Source organism: Bacillus gobiensis (assembly GCF_001278705.1).
Classification (GTDB): domain Bacteria; phylum Bacillota; class Bacilli; order Bacillales; family Bacillaceae; genus Bacillus; species Bacillus gobiensis.
Genome location: NZ_CP012600.1, coordinates 2257089 through 2278845 on the forward strand (window position 1 = coordinate 2257089; position 21757 = coordinate 2278845).

Here is a 21757-nt window from a genome sequence, read left to right on the forward strand (position 1 = left end):
TGACCTTTTATATTAACGTCTTTTCAACAAAATCCTCGGATATAAGCAACACATCTGTACCCTGTTTTTCAGGCTTTGCCGTAAATCCGTCCGGTATTGTCATCCCGCTTGGCACGATGGCATTCTCAATCGTTACGTTTTCACCAATCGTTACATTAGGCATGATAACAGACTGATAAATAGTTGAATTTGCGCCAATCGTCACACCCTGAAACAGCACCGACTTCGTAACATTGCCGTAAACCACGCAACCTTCGTTAACTAAAGATTCTGATAGCTCGGCTTGGCTGGAAATAAATTGCGGAGGATGATTCGGATTAACTGAATAGATCCGCCAATCATGATCAAATAAATTCAAACCGGAGGAATCTTCTAGTAAATCCATATTTGCCTCCCAAAGACTTTTAACTGTCCCGACGTCTTTCCAGTACCCTTTGAAAGGATAAGCAACAAGATTTTTCTTTTCTTCAAGCAGAAGTGGAATGATATCCTTTCCAAAATCATGGCTCGAGTGCTGGTTTCTCGCATCCATCTCAAGAAAATTTTTAAGAACGGAGTAATTAAAAATGTAGATGCCCATGGAAGCAAGGTTACTTTTTGGATTGGCCGGTTTTTCATCAAATTTGGTAATTTCCAGATTTTCATCTGTATTCATTATGCCAAAGCGGCTTGCTTCATCCCACGGTACTTCAATCACAGAAATTGTGGCATCTGCTTTTTTCTCAATGTGATAGTCCAGCATTTTACTGTAGTCCATCTTGTAAATATGATCTCCTGATAGGATTAATACATACTCTGGATCGTATTGTTTTAAGTAATTAAGATTTTCATAAATGGCGCTGGCTGTGCCTTTATACCATTTCACTTCTGAGGACTCTGCGTAAGGAGGGAGGACGGTCACCCCGCCATTTTTACGATCAAGATCCCAAGCGCTTCCGATTCCGATATAGGAATTTAAGACGAGAGGCTGATATTGCGTAAGAACTCCAACTGTATCAATCCCTGAATTGGTGCAGTTGCTCAATGTAAAATCAATAATACGATATTTACCCCCGAAAGAGACAGCTGGCTTTGCCAGGTTTTGTGTTAATGAGCTGAGTCTGCTGCCTTTCCCACCGGCGAGCAGCATCGCCACACATTGCTTTTTCATTTTTTCTTCGCTCCTCTCTTTTTGACTGCTCTAAGAACTGAAATTCCATAAGGAGGGATCGTCATGGAAATAAAAAAGGGCTTATTGTGAACTTGGCCTTCCTTAGCTACAAGCGGCTTTGGATTGATCTGATGAGATCCTCCATATCTCTCATCGTCACTATTCATAACTTCAGTATATTTCGTTTCAAACGGGACTCCTATGTTGTATTCATGATATACAGCAGGTGTAAAGTTACAAACGACGATAAGCGCTTCATTTGGCCTCATACCAAAACGTATAAATGAAAAAATCGACTGCTCCCGATTGTCTGCATCAATCCACTCGAATCCCTCTTGCTTATGATCAGTTTCAAAAAGGATTTTCTGTTTAAGATACAAACGTATGAGATCTCTTGAAAATATTGCTGCTTTATGATGCATTTCATACTCATCCAAAAACCAATCAAGCTGCTCTAAATCTTTCCATTCATCAAACTGGGCAAATTCTCCGCCCATAAACAAAAGCTTTTTACCTGGATGCGCAATCATATAACCTAGCAATAAGCGGTACTGGGCAAACTTTTGCCAATAGTCCCCAGACATTTTATTTAACAGAGACCTTTTCCCGTGAACGACTTCATCATGTGAAAAGGGCAATATATAGTTTTCACTGTAAGCATATAAGAGTGAAAACGTTATCAGATTATGCAAATTTCCCCTCTCACTTACATCAGCTTCCATGTACTTCAATACATCATTCATCCAGCCCATGTTCCACTTGTAATTAAAGCCTAACCCTCCTTCATAGACGGGATGAGTTACCTTTGGCCAATTGGTGGAATCCTCTGCGATCATTAAAAAATTGGGATCCTGATTAAATACTTGTTCATTCAATTTTTTTAGAAAATTGACCGCAAAAGGGTTTTCCACAGCATCTCCTTGATTTGGCCAATATAATAAATTTGCGACTGCATCTACTCGAAATCCATCAATATGAAAATTATCAATCCAAAACATCGCACTGGAAATCAGAAAGCTGTGAACCTCTGTTTTTCCCAGGTCAAAATTTGCCGTTCCCCACACCCAATTCTCGCGGTCATGCTCATTTGAATATTCATAGACCGGTTCACCATCAAACATATACAAGCCATGTGCATCCTTACAAAAATGGCCCGGCACCCAATCCATAATGACTCCGATTTCGTTTTGATGGCATTTGTCAATGAAATACATTAAATCATGAGGAGTTCCAAACCGGCTGGTAGCGCTGTAATATCCTGTCCCCTGATACCCCCAGGACCGATCATATGGATGTTCAATGATTGGCATTAACTCAATGTGTGTGAAGCCATAATCAACCACATATGGAATGAGAAGGTCTGCCATTTCTCGGTATGAGTAAAGGCTTCCATCATCTTTCTTTTTCCATGACCCAAAATGGAATTCGTAAATCATGACAGGTTTTTGATAAATAGGCTTAATCTTTTTTTTCTGAATCCATTTTCGGTCATTCCATATGTATCCAGATAAATCATAAGTGATTGACGCTGTTTTAGGTCTCTTTTCTGAATAAAAAGCATAAGGATCAGACTTTAGCAATGTATTTCCGTTTTGGCAGACAATTTCATACTTATAAAGCTGGAATGTCTGAATTCCGGAAATAAACAAAGACCAGATTCCTCCCTGGCTTACCTTATACATTTCATGGTTTTCACCTGACCAATTATTAAAATCGCCAACCACTCTAACTTGTTTAGCATGCGGGGCCCATACACAAAAGTGCATTCCTTTTTCCCCATTGTTTTCTGTAACATGAGCTCCAAATATGTCGTAGCTTTTATACAGGTTTCCTTCGTGAAATAAATGAATTTCAAAATCTGTCGGGGTGGCAACGGGCATTTCTTTCATCCTTTCTGACCTATCGCATCAATTTTATATATTTTATTCAAAAAAAAGTTAGAATTTCCTGCTAAATAATCATATTTTTTAATGACAAATATCGCGAATTAAGTCGAAATTATAAAAAATCACATGAATGAAAGATAAATGTGTCTAAACAATATTGATTTCAAAGTAAATAATAAGGAGCAAAAAAAGTTGACCAAGTATAATTATTATAATTAAGTTATTGAGGTTGATTGCTAAGATTTGTGGTGTATTTTTCTAGTGCAAGAATATAAAACGAGAGATTTTATGACATAAATTGATACTATAATGAACTCTTTTTTATTTTATCTTATCTAACATTTTCAAATATCACAATACAATAAACAAAAGATTCAGGCATTTTTCTTATTAATTTCTTCTTTCAATTGGCACATGATCCGATCGGTTTTATAGGGTAATGTTATAAACATACTTTATGATACCCGAGTAACATGCACACGAAACATACATATTTTTCCACAGAGGAAACCGAAATATTTTGTTTTATTGTTTTTAAAATCATTGTGTTTTTATTATAAAAAAATTCATATAAAAAACCTTGCAACTAGCTTTGCAAGGTGATTGGATGACCCGTACGGGATTCGAACCCGTGTTACCGCCGTGAAAGGGCGGTGTCTTAACCGCTTGACCAACGGGCCATATTGAAATATGTAACATAAATGGCGGAGAAGGAGGGATTTGAACCCTCGCGCCGCTTACACGACCTACACCCTTAGCAGGGGCGCCTCTTCAGCCACTTGAGTACTTCTCCAAGACTCCACAGGTAGGATTCGAACCTACGACCGATCGGTTAACAGCCGATAGCTCTACCACTGAGCTACTGTGGAATAATAAATCATGGTGGGCCTGAATGGACTCGAACCATCGACCTCACGCTTATCAGGCGTGCGCTCTAACCAGCTGAGCTACAGGCCCATGATTTAAAATGGAGCGGGTGATGAGAATCGAACTCACGACATCAGCTTGGAAGGCTGAGGTTTTACCACTAAACTACACCCGCATTTGATCTTGTATGGGGCGATTGATGGGAATCGAACCCACGAGTGCCAGAGCCACAATCTGGTGCGTTAACCACTTCGCCACAACCGCCAGAATCAAAATAAAACAGTGGTGGCTCGGGACGGAATCGAACCGCCGACACACGGATTTTCAGTCCGTTGCTCTACCAACTGAGCTACCGAGCCACATATGTACTTTTAAGATGGCGGTCCGGACGGGACTCGAACCCGCGACCTCCTGCGTGACAGGCAGGCATTCTAACCAACTGAACTACCGGACCATTTTGGTTGCGGGGGCAGGATTTGAACCTGCGACCTTCGGGTTATGAGCCCGACGAGCTACCGAACTGCTCCACCCCGCGATGATATGAGATATAAATATTATTATTATTAGATATAAATGGCGGAGGAAGAGGGATTCGAACCCCCGCGGGCTTTGACACCCCTGTCGGTTTTCAAGACCGATCCCTTCAGCCAGACTTGGGTATTCCTCCGAGTGGTGGACCTTGTAGGACTCGAACCTACGACCGGACGGTTATGAGCCGTCTGCTCTAACCAACTGAGCTAAAGGTCCGAAATCTATGGTAGCGGCGGAGGGGATCGAACCCCCGACCTCACGGGTATGAACCGTACGCTCTAGCCAGCTGAGCTACACCGCCATAATGAAAATGTTATATTGTATTTATGGAGCCTAGCGGGATCGAACCGCTGACCTCCTGCGTGCAAGGCAGGCGCTCTCCCAGCTGAGCTAAGGCCCCAAAGGAATGGTCGGGAAGACAGGATTCGAACCTGCGACCCCTTGGTCCCAAACCAAGTGCTCTACCAAGCTGAGCTACTTCCCGTTTTCATAATAGTATGGCGCGCCCGAGAGGAGTCGAACCCCTAACCTTTTGATCCGTAGTCAAACGCTCTATCCAATTGAGCTACGGGCGCGTGATCGTATGCCGAGAGCCGGACTTGAACCGGCACGGTAGTCACCTACCGCAGGATTTTAAGTCCTGTGTGTCTGCCAATTCCACCATCCCGGCAAGCAGCAGTTAAGCGGAAGACGGGATTCGAACCCGCGACCCCCACCTTGGCAAGGTGATGTTCTACCACTGAACTACTTCCGCAAAAATCATGCGGGTGAAGGGACTCGAACCCCCACGTCAAAGACACTAGATCCTAAGTCTAGCGCGTCTGCCAATTCCGCCACACCCGCATAGCAGTGGTGAGCCATGAAGGACTCGAACCTTCGACCCTCTGATTAAAAGTCAGATGCTCTACCGACTGAGCTAATGGCTCTTGTGCTGTCAACACTCAAAATATGACTTATTATCATGTATACATTTCTCTTCTAAAAAGAAAATATTCTTGATAAAAGAGCGACTTGTCTAGTATAACATAAATTAATGGTGCCGGCAAGAGGACTTGAACCCCCAACCTACTGATTACAAGTCAGTTGCTCTACCAATTGAGCTACACCGGCATATTTATTATTTTTCAATATTAAATATGTATGGTTAAACATGATGGAGGATGACGGGCTCGAACCGCCGACCCTCTGCTTGTAAGGCAGATGCTCTCCCAGCTGAGCTAATCCTCCGTTAAGTTATCAAAGCTTTTCGTTAAGCTGACAAGAACTATTATATACATGCTGCAAGTACTTTGTAAAGACTTTTTTTAAAAAAATTAATTGTTTTATTAAGCAAATATTTTTCAGGATAAAACAAGAACAATTTTTAGATAGATTCCCTATACTAATTATATAGGAAAAACCGCTAAATATCTAGGCTAGTATTCCTTATTAATAAGTGCAAATGAGCTAGATGATTGAATTGAAAAGCTAAGATATTTGCTTTTGATTATATCGTTGGGTGATAGTACGATAGAGATATTATTAACTTTCTTTTAGTTGAAAGTCTGCCAAGTATCAACGCAGTAAAATAATAGTCGTAATGGCTTTATATCGAGATAGATTTCTTAATAAACCCATTCAATATTTTTCACCATCTAGTTATCCTCTATTTTTTACTAGTATGATGTGGAATTGTATTTGCCGGGGAATTCTATCGTCTTAAAAAACATCGTTTTAAAGGCCATATCCTAGCAAAAGAAACAACATAATGTTCCAGGCATCCCTAATTTCAATCAAGCTGTATAAGGCTGTCTCACGTTGTATAAAGCTATTTAATATTATTTACATGTATACTTATGATCATCAAGCTTCCTCAGTGTCACGCCTGAAAATTATAGTTTATGCATCAACAAAAATTTCTTAAAATGTGCTAAAAAGGATAAGGTATATTAAAAATAAAGAAATGTGTACAGAATCTTTACATTCTGCTTCTTGGTTGTTAATGCCTTGTTTTGAATGACATTATGATTTTCAATATTTAGCTTTATCAACAAGAAGAATAAAATGATTTGTTCTTTTATTTTATCAGAAGCAGCAAGGCTAAAATTTCTTGAATTTATATTTCGTTATCTGTTAAAAATGTCTCCCTTTTTATAGTTAAACAGCCATAACCATAAAAAAAACAAGCTGTCTCACTATAAAAAGGGAGACAGCTTGTTTTTTCAATATAGCCTGGCAACGTCCTACTCTCACAGGGGGAATCCCCCAACTACCATCGGCGCTGAAGAGCTTAACTTCCGTGTTCGGCATGGGAACGGGTGTGACCTCTTCGCCATCGCCACCAAACTATGGGTTACGGCTTCCGATGAACGGCGGACTTCGTTGTCATCTTCGTTCAGTCGCATCCTCACGTACTTAAGTACGCTCCGGTGCTCCTTCACTCGATTCCTAGAATTCCTTGTTCCTCGGGAACCCTCTTGGGTTCGATAAGTGAACCGTAAGAGAGATATGTTCTCTCAAAACTGGATAACGTGGGGAGTATATGACATTCAATTAAACTAGGTTAAGTCCTCGATCGATTAGTATCTGTCAGCTCCATGTGTCACCACACGTCCACCTCAGACCTATCTACCTGATCATCTTTCAGGGATCTTACTTCCATAGGGAATGGGAAATCTCATCTTGAGGGGGGCTTCATGCTTAGATGCTTTCAGCACTTATCCCGTCCGCACATAGCTACCCAGCGATGCCCTTGGCAGAACAACTGGTACACCAGCGGTGCGTCCATCCCGGTCCTCTCGTACTAAGGACAGCTCCTCTCAAATTTCCTGCGCCCACGACGGATAGGGACCGAACTGTCTCACGACGTTCTGAACCCAGCTCGCGTACCGCTTTAATGGGCGAACAGCCCAACCCTTGGGACCGACTACAGCCCCAGGATGCGATGAGCCGACATCGAGGTGCCAAACCTCCCCGTCGATGTGGACTCTTGGGGGAGATAAGCCTGTTATCCCCGGGGTAGCTTTTATCCGTTGAGCGATGGCCCTTCCATGCGGAACCACCGGATCACTAAGCCCGACTTTCGTCCCTGCTCGACTTGTAGGTCTCGCAGTCAAGCTCCCTTGTGCCTTTACACTCTGCGAATGATTTCCAACCATTCTGAGGGAACCTTTGGGCGCCTCCGTTACATTTTAGGAGGCGACCGCCCCAGTCAAACTGCCCACCTGACACTGTCTCCCCGCCCGATAAGGGCGGCGGGTTAGAAGGTCAATACAGCCAGGGTAGTATCCCACCGATGCCTCCACCGAAGCTGGCGCTCCGGTTTCAAAGGCTCCTACCTATCCTGTACAAGCTGTACCAACATTCAATATCAGGCTGCAGTAAAGCTCCACGGGGTCTTTCCGTCCTGTCGCGGGTAACCTGCATCTTCACAGGTACTATAATTTCACCGAGTCTCTCGTTGAGACAGTGCCCAGATCGTTGCGCCTTTCGTGCGGGTCGGAACTTACCCGACAAGGAATTTCGCTACCTTAGGACCGTTATAGTTACGGCCGCCGTTTACTGGGGCTTCAGTTCGCACCTTCGCTTACGCTAAGCGCTCCCCTTAACCTTCCAGCACCGGGCAGGCGTCAGCCCCTATACTTCGCCTTGCGGCTTCGCAGAGACCTGTGTTTTTGCTAAACAGTCGCCTGGGCCTATTCACTGCGGCTTCTCGGGGCTATTCACCCTAAGAAGCACCCCTTCTCCCGAAGTTACGGGGTCATTTTGCCGAGTTCCTTAACGAGAGTTCTCTCGATCACCTTAGGATTCTCTCCTCGCCTACCTGTGTCGGTTTGCGGTACGGGCACCATTTTCCTCGCTAGAGGCTTTTCTTGGCAGTGTGGAATCAGGAACTTCGCTACTAAAATTTCACTCGCCATCACAGCTCAGCCTGATAAGGAAACGGATTTACCTATCTCCTTAGCCTAACTGCTTGGACGCGGATATCCAACACCGCGCTTACCCTATCCTCCTGCGTCCCCCCATTGCTCAAACGGAAAGGAGGTGGTACAGGAATATCAACCTGTTGTCCATCGCCTACGCCTTTCGGCCTCGGCTTAGGTCCCGACTAACCCTGAGCGGACGAGCCTTCCTCAGGAAACCTTAGGCATTCGGTGGAGGGGATTCTCACCCCTCTTTCGCTACTCATACCGGCATTCTCACTTCTAAGCGCTCCACCAGTCCTTCCGGTCTGGCTTCACAGCCCTTAGAACGCTCTCCTACCACTGTTCGAAGAACAGTCCGCAGCTTCGGTGATACGTTTAGCCCCGGTACATTTTCGGCGCAGAGTCACTCGACCAGTGAGCTATTACGCACTCTTTAAATGGTGGCTGCTTCTAAGCCAACATCCTGGTTGTCTGAGCAACTCCACATCCTTTTCCACTTAACGTATACTTTGGGACCTTAGCTGGCGGTCTGGGCTGTTTCCCTTTCGACTACGGATCTTATCACTCGCAGTCTGACTCCCAAGGATAAGTATTTGGCATTCGGAGTTTGACTGAATTCGGTAACCCGGTAGGGGCCCCTCGTCCAATCAGTGCTCTACCTCCAATACTCTTACCTTGAGGCTAGCCCTAAAGCTATTTCGGAGAGAACCAGCTATCTCCAGGTTCGATTGGCATTTCACCCCTACCCACACCTCATCCCCGCACTTTTCAACGTGCGTGGGTTCGGGCCTCCATTCAGTGTTACCTGAACTTCACCCTGGACATGGGTAGATCACCTGGTTTCGGGTCTACGACCACGTACTCATGCGCCCTATTCAGACTCGCTTTCGCTGCGGCTCCGTCTCTTCAACTTAACCTTGCACGGGATCGTAACTCGCCGGTTCATTCTACAAAAGGCACGCCATCACCCGTTAACGGGCTCTGACTACTTGTAGGCACACGGTTTCAGGATCTCTTTCACTCCCCTTCCGGGGTGCTTTTCACCTTTCCCTCACGGTACTGGTTCACTATCGGTCACTAGGGAGTATTTAGCCTTGGGAGATGGTCCTCCCGGATTCCGACGGGATTCCTCGTGTCCCGCCGTACTCAGGATCCACTTGGGAGGGAACGGACTTTCAACTACAGGGTTGTTACCTTCTTTGACGGGCCTTTCCAGACCTCTTCATCTACCCCGTTCCTTTGTAACTCCATATCAAGTGTCCTACAACCCCAAGAGGCAAGCCTCTTGGTTTGGGCTAATCCCGTTTCGCTCGCCGCTACTTAGGGAATCGCGTTTGCTTTCTCTTCCTCCGGGTACTTAGATGTTTCAGTTCCCCGGGTCTGCCTTCTTATCTCTATGAATTCAAGATAAGATTCTGTTCCATTACGAACAGAGGGTTTCCCCATTCGGAAATCTCCGGATCAAAGCTTGCTTACAGCTCCCCGAAGCATATCGGTGTTCGTTCCGTCCTTCATCGGCTCCTAGTGCCAAGGCATCCACCGTGCGCCCTTTCTAACTTAACCGTTAGATCGAACTTACTACAAAAAAATCAATGTGAATGTCTTACTCTTTCGTTATCCAGTTTTCAAAGAACATCATCTTCATTTGAAGGAATGATCCTTCAAAACTAAACAAGATCGTACGTACCTGTCCCGAGGAAGCTCTCGGGAGAGCTCCCTCGTTTCCGTTCATTATCCTTAGAAAGGAGGTGATCCAGCCGCACCTTCCGATACGGCTACCTTGTTACGACTTCACCCCAATCATCTGCCCCACCTTCGGCGGCTGGCTCCAAATGGTTACCTCACCGACTTCGGGTGTTGCAAACTCTCGTGGTGTGACGGGCGGTGTGTACAAGGCCCGGGAACGTATTCACCGCGGCATGCTGATCCGCGATTACTAGCGATTCCAGCTTCATGCAGGCGAGTTGCAGCCTGCAATCCGAACTGAGAACAGATTTGTGGGATTGGCTAAACCTTGCGGTCTCGCAGCCCTTTGTTCTGCCCATTGTAGCACGTGTGTAGCCCAGGTCATAAGGGGCATGATGATTTGACGTCATCCCCACCTTCCTCCGGTTTGTCACCGGCAGTCACCTTAGAGTGCCCAACTGAATGCTGGCAACTAAGATCAAGGGTTGCGCTCGTTGCGGGACTTAACCCAACATCTCACGACACGAGCTGACGACAACCATGCACCACCTGTCACTCTGTCCCCGAAGGGAAAGCCCTATCTCTAGGGTGATCAGAGGATGTCAAGACCTGGTAAGGTTCTTCGCGTTGCTTCGAATTAAACCACATGCTCCACCGCTTGTGCGGGCCCCCGTCAATTCCTTTGAGTTTCAGTCTTGCGACCGTACTCCCCAGGCGGAGTGCTTAATGCGTTTGCTGCAGCACTAAAGGGCGGAAACCCTCTAACACTTAGCACTCATCGTTTACGGCGTGGACTACCAGGGTATCTAATCCTGTTCGCTCCCCACGCTTTCGCGCCTCAGCGTCAGTTACAGACCAGAGAGTCGCCTTCGCCACTGGTGTTCCTCCACATCTCTACGCATTTCACCGCTACACGTGGAATTCCACTCTCCTCTTCTGCACTCAAGTTCCCCAGTTTCCAATGACCCTCCCCGGTTGAGCCGGGGGCTTTCACATCAGACTTAAAGAACCGCCTGCGCGCGCTTTACGCCCAATAATTCCGGACAACGCTTGCCACCTACGTATTACCGCGGCTGCTGGCACGTAGTTAGCCGTGGCTTTCTGGTCAGGTACCGTCAAGGTACCGGCTTATTCAACCGGCACGTGTTCTTCCCTGACAACAGAGCTTTACGATCCGAAAACCTTCATCACTCACGCGGCGTTGCTCCGTCAGACTTTCGTCCATTGCGGAAGATTCCCTACTGCTGCCTCCCGTAGGAGTCTGGGCCGTGTCTCAGTCCCAGTGTGGCCGATCACCCTCTCAGGTCGGCTACGCATCGTTGCCTTGGTGAGCCGTTACCTCACCAACTAGCTAATGCGCCGCGGGTCCATCTGTAAGTGGTAGCACAAGTGCCACCTTTGATCACAAAACCATGCGGTTTCGTGACGCATCCGGTATTAGCCCCGGTTTCCCGGAGTTATCCCAGTCTTACAGGCAGGTTACCCACGTGTTACTCACCCGTCCGCCGCTAACCTTTCGGAGGTAAGCCTCCAAAGGTCCGCTCGACTTGCATGTATTAGGCACGCCGCCAGCGTTCGTCCTGAGCCAGGATCAAACTCTCCAATAAAAGTTTGACTGACTACGCATAGTCGCCTATGCGATTTTTTAAAACAAAATCTAGAATTAACAGGTACGTTTGTCTTGTTTAGTTTTCAAAGATCATTTTGCCTCTCGTCAAAAGCGACTCTATTAATATATCATCGTTAAAAGAAGTTGTCAACATCTTTTATAAAATTTATTAGAGTTATAAGTTATAGATTGAGACAGTTGTTATACTACCACTTTTTCATATTGGAATCAAGCCACAATATAATAAAAGCACAACGATAACGATTAACACTTTATTTGGAATGTGCACTAAATGTGCTTCTTTTTTAATAGAAGAAACTTAATTACCTTTAAAAGGAACCGACAGCAAATAAACTGAACTGTAATGAATCAACCAACTTTAACTTCCTAAATTATAGAAAAAATGTTTCCTGGATAGAAAAAATAGTAAATTATTCTTTTTCTGGGGATTTTGATTCGTGACTATTGAGTGATTTTAGTGAATTTTTCTATGTGTTACGATTTTTTTATACATGGGAGGTGAAAATATGACGTATACTGCACCGCAAGTTGACTATTCAGTAATGAGACCTGCTATCATGGATCAAGCATGGTTTCTAGTATTCATTGCTGTCCTTTTGGGACTTGGTGCAACAGTCGTTCTTGGAGCAGCAGTTTGGTGTATTTACAATGGACACGGCAGCTTTACAGGATCAGTTCAATGGGTAAATGGATTAAAAGTCAGCATAGAATGTATTTAGACATACTGAGGATTCATCTCACTTACTTCTTAGACATAAACATCGGGGTTAAACCGTTGTGACGTGCGGTTTAACCCTTTAGCAAAGAATAAAAGGCAGCCTTCTGACTCATGCAGTATTCTTAAAAAACTAAGTAAGCATTAAACCCTTTTTAAACGGCGGCCTCAGTCAGGCTTTTATAAGTTCGCGTGTTGATGGACGACTACAGTGCATCAAGAAACACAAATTGTTCTGGCAGCTTAAAACTTATATTGCTTTACAATGAACAAGAAAAATTTTGCTTGTCTGTCAAAAAAAGCCTGACCCGATTAAAGATGATCGATTACACCAAAAGCCACTTCAAATCTGACTTCACTTCCATACCTTATGCCTAATGGCTTTCTAAAGATTTTCATAGGCTGTCTCGTTCGGAAAGTCTGTAATCATCTGGAGGTCATATGTTAACAATTGAAAATCTAACCAAAACGTATAAAAATAATGTGACTGCTGTGAAAGATTTTAATATAACTGTAAAGCCGGCAGAAATTGTCGCGGTTGCCGGCCCAAACGGATCTGGAAAGACTTCAATGATCAACTGTATTTTAGGCATTATTAAACAAAATAAAGGAAACATTATGATTGGCGATTTAACTAATGAAGATGCTTCCTTTAAAAAAAAGCTTGCATATGTTCCTGACGATTTACTGTTACCAGAAGCATTAACAGGAAAGGAATATTTAGATTTCATTCTCTCTATGTACGAATGTAATTCAATACAAAAAAGAAATCAACTTATTGAACTATTTGATATGAAAAAAGCTTTATCAGAACCGATTGAAACATATTCACACGGAATGAAAAAGAAAATACAGCTTATCGCGGCTTTTATGCTGGATAGTACGATAATCATCATGGATGAACCTTTTCGGGGACTTGATATTGAAGCAGTAATAAACACAAAAAAATTAATGAAACGATATACTTCCAATAACGGAGCAATTCTTCTTTCGACTCATGATATGCTCGCTGCCGAAGAATTGTGTAACAGGATTGCCATTATCTCTAAGGGACATAAGATGGATGAAGGAACAACTGCTCATCTTAAAGAAAAATACGGATGCAGCACGCTAGAGCAAGTGTTTCTAAAAGCATCTATGTTAAGTGACAGGGGTGCCCGTTTCGATGAAATCATTAATAATTTCTAAAACGATGTTGAAAATGTGGCAAAGAGAAATAAATAAGATTTTTGATACCACAATGAAGCGTATTCTGGCCATTTTGTTCTTTCTGTTTACTGTCACGATAGCCGCTATAATCGGCTACAGCTTTACGGGTACTTTTTTAAAAGCCTTTTTAACAGGCAGAGAGCAATCTCTAGGGCTTCTGGCAACATCAATGTCGATCAATGCTTCAATTTTTACTTCATTACTGTTTGTCCTCATTAAAGTCAGGACACCCGAACAGGATCGTTTTTCTATGCAGCTTAGCTGGCTTCCGCTAACAACGTTTCAAAAAAGCTTAGGTTATTTTATTCCGATAATGGCTGTTGTATCATCTATTATTTTATTTATCATCGGCATTTTATTAATTCCTAATTTTATCATAAATAGAATTGGCATCGGTTTTACTATCGGTTTTTTTGCCATGATTTTTGTTCAGACGATATTTGTTTTGTCGTTCATTAATCTAATCTATAACGCCACGTACATGTTTATTTTAAAAATCAAATTTCCATTACAAAAGTTTTTTTCTTTATTTGTATTGCTCGTTTTAGTTTCAGGGTATATTATGACTCATTTTAATATAAATAAAATCGCAAAGACATATCAAACTTTTGATTATGATTTTATGTATTTTTCAGCCCCCTTTTTTCTTTCCCTGCAAGGAATTTATCCTGAGGGAGTTAATTATTTTATCTTAACAGGCTTCATTCTGTTTACGATTATCTGTGCATTTATGTCAATGTCTCTTATGCCGATCATGTCAGAAAAAAGATCGCTCAAGCTGTTAAGCAGCCTTCCGTTCCCTTCTGCCAAAGGTTGGAGCCTTCTTGTGAAAGAGATCAAATCACAGGTGAGAAATGAGGAAAATATTCTTAATTTTATATTGCTCTTTATCATTATTGTGTTTGTAAAATACAGGTTCAATTTGGATTTCAGTGATCAAAAGTTATTAATACTTAGTGCTTTTTCAGGATTGATCGCGTTCAATTCATTCGGAAATGACCGAATTGTATTACCGGTGTATAAAACAATTGGATTAAAGCCGTCAGAGGTTGTTTTATTTAAATATTGCGGACTTGTGGTTATCGGAATGTTACAAGTTTTTCTCTTGGCACTGTTTACATGTACTGCACCGGAAAGCTTCATAGTCCTGCTGCAAAGCATCGGCGTGCTTTTAAATTCATGCGGACTGTTTTATTTAGTCGGAATTTTATTGCCGCTTGACCGAAACAATCCGTACACGGGAATCTTTTCATTCGGAATGTTGATTATTATGATGATTCCTATATTTTTTATCGGGAACTACTTAATAGGCTCAGCAGGAATCGAGTTGCAATGGATCATGTTACTATGTTTTGAATTGCTGCTTCTTTTTGTTATTCATAAAGGCTTTAAATGGAGGTATGAGCATGATTCAGCCTCTTAAAGAAGTGTTGAAGATTGAGAGAATCCCTTCTCTTCCTGTGCATGTAACACTAAAGAAAAAGCACTTGACAGATGACCAGCTCGGCGCAGAGTTTCCCATTAACGAATCCGCATATCATATGCTAAAAGAAATGGACGGAAAAAAAACTGAAGGCGAAATAACGGAATCAATTGCAAAAATATTTAATGTGAAAGAAAAAGTTATTTCAAATGATTTCAATAAACTTTTACTAGAGTTAAATTCACATTATTTAGTTGCACTTCGCTATCAGTCTCCATCATTATTAGTCACTTTTTTACTCCAGTTTTTCAAGCAGTATCATTTTAAATATAAGGAACGCTATATGAGTAACGGAGAGTCCTTTTGGTCGATTTTTTTCACTTGTTTATTCATTGTAACGAAAAAAATTATTTTCATTTGGTTTTTATTTATGATAGTCGCGACTGTTGCTTTTTTAATCATTCCGGACCAATCCATTGTCAATATTGCAGTTTATTTCACGGTCATTTATATAGCCCTGATAACAGGAACAGCATTACATGAAACTGCGCATGGATATTGTCACCGTAAGTTTGCGGGAAATCATGGGCCTCGAGGCTTTTTTGCCTCTGATATGATGTCAGTTAAATTTGTTAGGCCAGTCATTAAGCCTTATAAGTTAAAGATGCTCTGGATCACCGCCCTAGGTCCGTTAGTGCCAGGTTTATTGGGCGCTTCGGGAATTACGATTACGTTTCTGTATTTAAGGGAAAATCCAGTATCTTCAGGTTTCTTCATTTTTTCAATCGTTTATTTTATTCATCTTTTATACCTGCTGCCGTTCATGGGAGATGGGAAATCAATCATCAAGCAGCTGATGCTTGAAAGAATGGGAGGTCAAAAATGATGAAATTAGAATCTTTAAAGCATGGCGCCATTTTCGGAAGTTTTATCGCATTTCTCGGATATCCAATGCTGTTGGCCGCTGTGTTCTTTTATCATTTATTTCAAGCGAAATCCAATAACGATTTATTATTTAATAGTTTGTCATTTGAAATGGATGGGAATTCAGCGTTTACCTTTCAGATCAAACCTAACTTCTTCATTATTATGATTTCGTTATTTATCGTTGTCTTTATCATCGTTTCGATAATTTCCAGTATAAGAAAAAAGCGTTTTAATTAAACATAAAAAGCTTAGGAGGATCCTCCTAAGCTTATTTCTTGGTCGATAATTTATTATAGTTTTGCAAAAAATAAATTTCCCTCAACTAATTCTAGACTCCAAGACTGCTAAGCAGCTCATTCTTTAGTTCAGAAAAACTTTTTGATAATAGAAATCCATTACTTCTAGGGTGTTTCTCCTTCACATGGACTTCTTTTACGATACGTCCGGGACGGCTAGACATGACATAAATCCGATCAGACAAAAATATCGCTTCATCTATATCATGTGTGATTAACAAGAAACTCTGCTTTGTTTCCATTCTAACAGTAGTCAGCCATTTCAGCATTTCACGCTTTGTTAAAGCATCAAGCTTGCCAAAAGGTTCATCGAGCGCAAGTAAGCGTTTGTCTGTCAAAACGGTTCGCAGAAAGTTCGCCCGCTGCTTCATACCTCCGGACAACGCACTCGGATAATACTCTTCAAAGCCGCTCAGTCCAAATTTCTCAACTAACTGGCGCGCTTTTTTTTCAGCATCTTTTTTTCTAATTCCCATAATTTCTTGAGGAATGATTACATTTTCCAATACAGTTCTCCACGGAAACAACACGTCTTTTTGCGGCATGTATCCTAGTTTATTCGTTGTTCCTGTCACATTTTCTTCATTGAAATAAATTTCTCCGTTGCTTGGTGCAATCAGGCCGGTAACAATCTCTAAAAGAGTGCTTTTCCCGCAGCCGCTAGGTCCAATGATACTTACAAATTCTTCTTTTTTCACATGAAGATCGATTGTATCTAAAACGCTTAGATTATCAAATGATTTTGAAACAGACTTTATCGTAAGCATGAGAAACTGCTCCTAGTTATCAATAAATTGATTCGTGAAGGCTTTACCTGTATCAATTTTTTTATCCAGCAATTGATTTTCGACCATCCAGTTGGCGTAATTTTCCCATACCGCTTGATCCTGGATTCCCCATCTATCTGCATTGCCTTGATACTGCTTGCTCAACCAGTCTTGGCTTTTATGAACAAGATCTTTGTTCAAATCCGGAACCTGTTTTACAAGCAAATCTGCTGCTTCTTCCGGATTGTTGATTGAGTCCTTATAGCCTTTTTTTGTTGCATCCATAAAGGCTTTGACAGTTTCAGGATCGGAATTAATAAGCTTCTCGCTTGAAGCGATGACAGGTGTATAATAATTTAATGCAGGATCTAAGTCTTTTAAATAAATAAGATTTAAATCGATCCCCTGTCTTTTTGCTTCAATGCCGTCCCATCCGTAGAAAATCCATTCAACATCTGCATCTCTTCCAATAGATTTAAAGAAATCTGTAGCACCCAAAGTCACATTTTCGATTTTTTCATAATTTGCATTATGCTTTTTCATGACTGCTCGTAAGACAGCTTCTTCTGACTCTGATCCCCATCCCCCATATCGTTTGCCTTCAAATTGTTTAACCGAGGTGATGCCGCTTTTCTTTAAAGAGGCAAAGGCCGATGTGTTTTCTTGAATAATGGCAGCGATTGACACAATCGGGATATCGGTTGATCTTGCCTGAGTGACCGATTCTTGATTCGAAATGCCAAAATCGGCATTTCCTTTGGCAACCACTTGTTCCACACTCATACCATCTCCGGGTTCAAGAATTTCTAAATCTATTCCATTCTCTTTATAATATCCTTTTTCTTTTGCTACATAGATTCCTGTATGATTTGTGTTAGGAAACCAATCGAGCATAATGGTTACTTTTTTTAGGTCTCCATTTTTTCTTTGCTCAGAATTTTGCTGCCCGCATGCTGAAAGCAGCAATACGAGAATACTAAATAATACATACGTTTTGCGCAGTTTCATTTTATCAAAAAACCTCATTTCTTTTGCTTGTGTTTCCATGGCATACAAGCTCTTGCTGCAAGCTGAATGCTGCTGTAAAAAGTCAGGCTTAATAACACGATAATGACGATGATTAAAAATACCCGAACGGTTTGAAAGGATTGCGTTGCCCTTGTTAAAGTAACTCCCAGCCCCTTGCTTGCCCCGAGCCATTCAGAAATAACGGCTCCCATTACGGCGTATGTACCTGAGATTTTCAGACCGGTAAAGAAAAACGGAAGCGCAAACGGAAGCTTCAGTTTAAATAGAAGCTGGTAACGGCTCGCACCGACAGACTTCATCATGGCAAGCATGTCTTTGTCAACCATACGCAAGCCCTCAATCACATTCATAGCTATGGGAAAGAAGCAGACGAGCGCTACGATAAGGAGCTTAGGTACAAAACCAAAACCAAACCAAATAATAAATAATGGCGCAAGCGCAATAATCGGAATCGTTTGCGAAACAACGAGAAGCGGGCTGAATGTTCGATACAAAACGTCGGAAGAATCGAGAATAATTGCAAACCCAACCCCCACGACGACGGAAAGAAGGAGCCCTGTCAATGCTTCAAATAATGTAGGAAAAATATGATCGGAAAATGCAAAATTTCCTGTGAAAAATTCTGTAATCACGAGATGCGGAGCGGGCAATATCCAAGCCTCAGTCTTCGTGATAAGGACAAACAATTCCCATAAAAGAAAAAATAAAAAAACCGAGCTTACCGGCAAAACGATATTCCGAACGCTATCCCATTGCGTGCTAGCGGTATTTTTCAACCTTTTCACGAATTGTCACGCCCCCATCAGGCCGATAATGGATTTTCATATGGGTCATGACCTCAGTGGCTCCTGCTGCTATGCAAGCATCTTGAGCCTTTTTGACGATTTCCAGAAGCTCGTCCATTTCACCTTCCATAACCGTCTCCATCGCACCGACTTCATAAGGAACGCCGGAAGCGGCAACAACTTCAATTGCTTTGTCGACTAATTCATAGACCGGGATTGTTCCAGATTTGGGCAATACTTGAAATGCCAGATTTATCGATGACATATACTCCTCCTTCTAGTGAAGAAGAGCAAGTGGAAAATTGAGAGGAGGATCGCTATAGAAAAGTCATTCACTTTTGTTATAGAGTATCCCTACGCTGGCATTACCCAGATCAGGTTTGTGGGTCGATACGTTTTCGCATCCTCTCAGCCAAGTTCACTTAGCTCCCCATATTATTTACCATTGTACCTTACCATGATTCTCGACGCTTGTAAATCAGCTAAAGCCCGCCATCAAGGCATTTCCATTCAAAACAAGCAAACCAATTTTGATAGATTCTCCAAAAAAATATCTTCAAAACGATACGATAAACTAAATTTTTTTGCATATTCAGCCATTTCTTTGAATGTAATAATAGAGAGATGATAGAGAGGGGAAAGAGAGAATGAATGCGTTTTTTTTAATGCTATTGTGCTACTCCCTGTCAGTAATAAATTTATTGATGGGGTATTTCGAGGCAATAAAGGTGTGCGATGCAGAAGGAAAAGTGAATGGCAGAGGAATGATATTTTATATTCCGCTTGGTGTAGCTTTCGCCATTCTCTCATCCTATTTTTTAAATTCGATTAAATAATTCGTTACTTACTCAGCTTCGCTTCAAGCAAAGACAGATCTCTCCAGCCAAAGGCGATTTCAATATGGTTTTTCTCAGCGATCGTAAAGCTATCTTTTGCTACTTTTTCTGGTTCTAGGGAAAGATAGAATCCAATGGAAGGATTTTCATCCAGCACCCAGACCAACATGTTTTGATACCCGTTTTCTAAGAGATATTTGACACCCTCTTTTACTAATGCTTTTCTCGCACCCATTTTTTGCTTTTCTTTAAACAAATAGATTGCATATAGCTCACCATCATAGTTGTGTTTTTTTGTCCGCTCGGGACCGAACCCGGCAAACCCGAAAATCCCTGACTGATCTTCAGCGACAAACACGCTTTCAAACGAATTATCTCTCTACATCTTCTCTCTATCTTCATAATTTAATTGCGCAAGATATGTATCAGACACTATGTTTTTATATGTCGTTCTCCAGCTATCCACATGTACCTTGGCGATTTCTGCCGCATCCTCTTTTGTTGCTTTGCGAATGTTGAACATCATAAATCACTCCTTTTTACTTTAGCGAAAAAGGCAGCCCGTCGACTGCCTTCATCTTATTCTATTGTTTCCTTGACCGCTTTGGATTTATTGATACCGATGCCGATTTCATCCAAGCTTTGTCTAACGTTTCCTTTTCCAGAAAAATTTTCGATCAGTTCTTTCACATCAATTCCTGAAGAAGCCTTCAAGCTTTCCTGCAAGGAAGACATCAAATTGGTTGCATAACCGGTCACTCTGTTTGCCCCGCTGTTTTCACCGCTGCCGCCGGTATCAACAACCGTAATTTTATCAATGTTGGAAAGTGGCGCAGACACCTGCTTCGCATATTCAGGCAGCATTCCTATAATCATATCGAGAATAGCAGCTTGGCCGTATTTCTCAAAGGCTTCAGCGATTTTTTCTTTTGCTTCAGCTTCTGCAAGTCCTTTCAGGCGTATAACTTCTGCTTCCGTTTCTCCTTTTGCTTTTTCCGCTTCCGCTTTCGCAATTCCATCCAAACGCACTCGTTCTGCTTCAGCGCGAGCCAAGGCTTCAGTACTATACTGCTTAGCATCTGCTTCTGCATACTGGCGTGCTTTGTGTGCAGCAGCTGATTGTTCGACAGAGTAACGATCGGCATCCGCTTTTTTCTTAACCTCTGAATCATACTGCTTTTCTCGGCGAAGAATTTCTTTTTCTTCCAATTCAATTTGTTTCTGCCGCTCTATGATTTTCACTTGCATTTCCTGCTCGGTCACTTGCTGTCGCGCCCTGGCAGTTTCAAGATCGTATGCTTGGTCTGCGCTTGCTCTTGCCGTATCCTGCTCCCTGCGGTATTCAGCCATTTTCATCTGATTGATTTTTTCAGCTTCAGCAATTTCCGTCGCTCGTTCCAGCTCGGATTTTTTCGCGTCTTTTGAGGCTTCCGCCCGCTTAATTCTTGTTTCTTTATCTGCTTCTGCTGTCGCGATGTCCGCATCTCGTTTTACTTGCGCAATCCGTGGTTTTCCTAGTGACTCCAAGTAGCCGTTTTTATCACGTACATCCTTGATCGTAAATGAAACAATGACCAGACCCATTTTTGCGAGATCCTGCGAAGCCACTCGTTGAACCTCTTGTGAAAATTTTTCACGATTTTTATAAATTTCTTCTACCGTCATCGAGCCTAAAATAGAGCGAAGGTGTCCCTCCAATACTTCTCTCGCTTCCATTTCCCTGTCTTGCTTTGTTTTCCCGAGAAACTGTTCAGCCGCCGTCGCGATTTCGTTAATGCTTCCGCCAATTTTTATGATTGCTGTACCGTCAGCCATCACCGGCACACCCTGTTCGGTATATACTTCCGGTGTAGACACATCAAGCTTGCTGGATAAGAGACTTAACGGCTCGGATTGTTGGAAAACAGGAAGAACGAACGTACCTCCTCCGCGAACAATTTTTATTTTGTTGCCTCCCTCATCCACATGGACATTTTTCCTCCCCAAATAGCTCCCTGTAACGATTAAAGCTTCATCCGGACCTGCCGTGCGATATTTCGAAACAAATACGCTGATAAGTGCGATCAGAATAAAAAATACAATTCCTATGACAATCCATATCGGTGTTGATAACAT

The 21757-nt window shown here is 42.3% G+C and carries 16 protein-coding genes, 21 tRNA genes, 3 rRNA genes and 1 riboswitch; of the genes, 6 read left to right on the plus strand and 34 right to left on the minus strand.

Going from position 1 to position 21757, the window contains the following annotated elements; all coding sequences use genetic code 11:
* Positions 1-7: 7 nt before the first annotated feature.
* The 27 genes from AM592_RS11265 to AM592_RS11390 all read right to left on the minus strand — a co-directional run bounded on the left by AM592_RS11265 (position 8) and on the right by AM592_RS11390 (position 11632).
* Positions 8-1150, minus strand: a complete 1143-nt coding sequence (locus tag AM592_RS11265; RefSeq protein ID WP_053603899.1) for a glucose-1-phosphate adenylyltransferase — start codon at positions 1148-1150, stop codon at positions 8-10.
* Positions 1147-3030, minus strand: a complete 1884-nt coding sequence (gene glgB, locus AM592_RS11270) for a 1,4-alpha-glucan branching enzyme (RefSeq protein ID WP_053603900.1) — start codon at positions 3028-3030, stop codon at positions 1147-1149. The genes AM592_RS11265 and glgB overlap by 4 nt, the downstream gene beginning before the upstream one ends.
* 614 nt (positions 3031-3644) lie before the next feature.
* Positions 3645-3716 (minus strand) — tRNA-Glu (locus AM592_RS11275).
* Between the two features lie 22 nt (positions 3717-3738).
* A tRNA-Ser gene (locus tag AM592_RS11280) sits at positions 3739-3829 on the minus strand.
* A gap of 4 nt (positions 3830-3833) precedes the next feature.
* Positions 3834-3905, minus strand: a tRNA-Asn gene (locus tag AM592_RS11285).
* Between the two features lie 11 nt (positions 3906-3916).
* A tRNA-Ile gene (locus tag AM592_RS11290) sits at positions 3917-3993 on the minus strand.
* 11 nt (positions 3994-4004) lie between these two features.
* Positions 4005-4078, minus strand: a tRNA-Gly gene (locus AM592_RS11295).
* Positions 4079-4091: 13 nt separating this feature from the next.
* Positions 4092-4167, minus strand: a tRNA-His gene (locus AM592_RS11300).
* 19 nt (positions 4168-4186) lie between these two features.
* Positions 4187-4262 (minus strand) — tRNA-Phe (locus AM592_RS11305).
* Positions 4263-4280: 18 nt separating this feature from the next.
* A tRNA-Asp gene (locus AM592_RS11310) sits at positions 4281-4357 on the minus strand.
* A gap of 4 nt (positions 4358-4361) precedes the next feature.
* Positions 4362-4438, minus strand: a tRNA-Met gene (locus AM592_RS11315).
* 39 nt (positions 4439-4477) lie between these two features.
* Positions 4478-4570, minus strand: a tRNA-Ser gene (locus AM592_RS11320).
* 3 nt (positions 4571-4573) lie between these two features.
* Positions 4574-4650, minus strand: a tRNA-Ile gene (locus tag AM592_RS11325).
* 8 nt (positions 4651-4658) lie between these two features.
* A tRNA-Met gene (locus AM592_RS11330) sits at positions 4659-4735 on the minus strand.
* A 26-nt stretch (positions 4736-4761) separates the two neighbouring features.
* A tRNA-Ala gene (locus AM592_RS11335) sits at positions 4762-4834 on the minus strand.
* Between the two features lie 7 nt (positions 4835-4841).
* Positions 4842-4918 (minus strand) — tRNA-Pro (locus AM592_RS11340).
* Positions 4919-4932: 14 nt separating this feature from the next.
* Positions 4933-5009, minus strand: a tRNA-Arg gene (locus AM592_RS11345).
* 9 nt (positions 5010-5018) lie between these two features.
* Positions 5019-5104, minus strand: a tRNA-Leu gene (locus tag AM592_RS11350).
* 12 nt (positions 5105-5116) lie between these two features.
* Positions 5117-5188, minus strand: a tRNA-Gly gene (locus tag AM592_RS11355).
* Positions 5189-5196: 8 nt separating this feature from the next.
* Positions 5197-5277, minus strand: a tRNA-Leu gene (locus tag AM592_RS11360).
* 7 nt (positions 5278-5284) lie between these two features.
* Positions 5285-5360: transfer RNA gene (locus tag AM592_RS11365), tRNA-Lys, on the minus strand.
* 108 nt (positions 5361-5468) lie between these two features.
* Positions 5469-5544: transfer RNA gene (locus AM592_RS11370), tRNA-Thr, on the minus strand.
* Between the two features lie 44 nt (positions 5545-5588).
* Positions 5589-5661 (minus strand) — tRNA-Val (locus AM592_RS11375).
* Positions 5662-6643: 982 nt separating this feature from the next.
* A 5S ribosomal RNA gene (rrf, locus tag AM592_RS11380) occupies positions 6644-6759 on the minus strand.
* A gap of 213 nt (positions 6760-6972) precedes the next feature.
* Positions 6973-9902: ribosomal RNA gene (locus tag AM592_RS11385) — 23S ribosomal RNA — on the minus strand.
* A gap of 40 nt (positions 9903-9942) precedes the next feature.
* Positions 9943-10071 (minus strand): hypothetical protein, encoded by a 129-nt coding sequence (locus AM592_RS24980; protein WP_264080142.1) that lies wholly within the window; start codon positions 10069-10071, stop codon positions 9943-9945.
* A gap of 9 nt (positions 10072-10080) precedes the next feature.
* Positions 10081-11632 (minus strand): 16S ribosomal RNA (locus AM592_RS11390).
* Together the 16S, 23S and 5S rRNA genes form the textbook arrangement of a ribosomal RNA operon.
* A 529-nt stretch (positions 11633-12161) precedes the next feature.
* Between AM592_RS11390 and AM592_RS11395 the strand changes: the two genes are divergently transcribed.
* From AM592_RS11395 to AM592_RS11415, 5 genes are all read left to right on the plus strand, one after another.
* Entirely contained in the window at positions 12162-12374 is a 213-nt protein-coding gene (locus AM592_RS11395; RefSeq protein WP_053603901.1) for a hypothetical protein, read from the plus strand.
* Positions 12375-12811: 437 nt separating this feature from the next.
* Positions 12812-13558 (plus strand): ABC transporter ATP-binding protein, encoded by a 747-nt coding sequence (locus AM592_RS11400; protein WP_053603902.1) that lies wholly within the window; start codon positions 12812-12814, stop codon positions 13556-13558.
* On the plus strand, positions 13536-15002 hold the full coding sequence (locus tag AM592_RS11405) for a hypothetical protein (protein WP_053603903.1): 1467 nt from the start codon (positions 13536-13538) through the stop codon (positions 15000-15002). The genes AM592_RS11400 and AM592_RS11405 overlap by 23 nt, the downstream gene beginning before the upstream one ends.
* Entirely contained in the window at positions 14986-15888 is a 903-nt protein-coding gene (locus AM592_RS11410) for a PqqD family protein (protein WP_053603904.1), read from the plus strand. Before AM592_RS11405 ends, AM592_RS11410 begins: the two co-directional genes overlap by 17 nt.
* Complete coding sequence (locus AM592_RS11415) at positions 15885-16166, plus strand: hypothetical protein (protein ID WP_225970358.1); 282 nt, start codon at positions 15885-15887, stop codon at positions 16164-16166. The genes AM592_RS11410 and AM592_RS11415 overlap by 4 nt, the downstream gene beginning before the upstream one ends.
* Positions 16167-16257: 91 nt before the next feature.
* Here AM592_RS11415 and AM592_RS11420 read toward each other — a convergent pair whose 3' ends face one another.
* From AM592_RS11420 to AM592_RS11435, 4 genes are read right to left on the minus strand one after another with little or no spacing between them, the layout of a single operon-like run.
* The gene (locus tag AM592_RS11420; protein ID WP_053603905.1) at positions 16258-16992 is read right to left on the minus strand and encodes an ABC transporter ATP-binding protein; all 735 of its coding nucleotides are present in this window, start codon (positions 16990-16992) and stop codon (positions 16258-16260) included.
* A 12-nt stretch (positions 16993-17004) separates the two neighbouring features.
* Positions 17005-18000 carry an ABC transporter substrate-binding protein gene (locus AM592_RS11425; RefSeq protein WP_098945305.1) on the minus strand — a complete coding sequence of 332 codons (996 nt, stop codon included), beginning with the start codon at positions 17998-18000 and terminating at the stop codon, positions 17005-17007.
* Positions 18001-18014: 14 nt separating this feature from the next.
* Complete coding sequence (locus tag AM592_RS11430) at positions 18015-18806, minus strand: ABC transporter permease (protein ID WP_053603906.1); 792 nt, start codon at positions 18804-18806, stop codon at positions 18015-18017.
* Complete coding sequence (locus tag AM592_RS11435; RefSeq protein ID WP_053603907.1) at positions 18781-19071, minus strand: MTH1187 family thiamine-binding protein; 291 nt, start codon at positions 19069-19071, stop codon at positions 18781-18783. The genes AM592_RS11430 and AM592_RS11435 overlap by 26 nt, the downstream gene beginning before the upstream one ends.
* Before the next feature lie 69 nt (positions 19072-19140).
* Positions 19141-19249, minus strand: a riboswitch (TPP riboswitch).
* A gap of 204 nt (positions 19250-19453) precedes the next feature.
* Between AM592_RS11435 and AM592_RS11440 the strand changes: the two genes are divergently transcribed.
* A complete protein-coding gene (locus AM592_RS11440) occupies positions 19454-19642 on the plus strand; it encodes a hypothetical protein (RefSeq protein WP_053603908.1) in 189 nt (62 codons plus the stop codon).
* 4 nt (positions 19643-19646) lie between these two features.
* Here the strand turns inward: AM592_RS11440 and AM592_RS11445 are convergent, their stop codons facing one another.
* Genes AM592_RS11445 through AM592_RS11450 form a run of 3 tightly spaced genes read right to left on the minus strand, consistent with a single transcriptional unit; the run spans position 19647 to position 21757 of the window.
* Positions 19647-20000, minus strand: a complete 354-nt coding sequence (locus AM592_RS11445) for a GNAT family N-acetyltransferase (protein WP_312883865.1) — start codon at positions 19998-20000, stop codon at positions 19647-19649.
* Between the two features lie 21 nt (positions 20001-20021).
* Positions 20022-20168, minus strand: coding sequence for a hypothetical protein (locus AM592_RS25135; protein WP_318773057.1), 147 nt, complete (start codon positions 20166-20168; stop codon positions 20022-20024).
* A gap of 53 nt (positions 20169-20221) precedes the next feature.
* Positions 20222-21757, minus strand: a complete 1536-nt coding sequence (locus AM592_RS11450) for a flotillin lipid rafts scaffold protein FloT (RefSeq protein WP_053603909.1) — start codon at positions 21755-21757, stop codon at positions 20222-20224.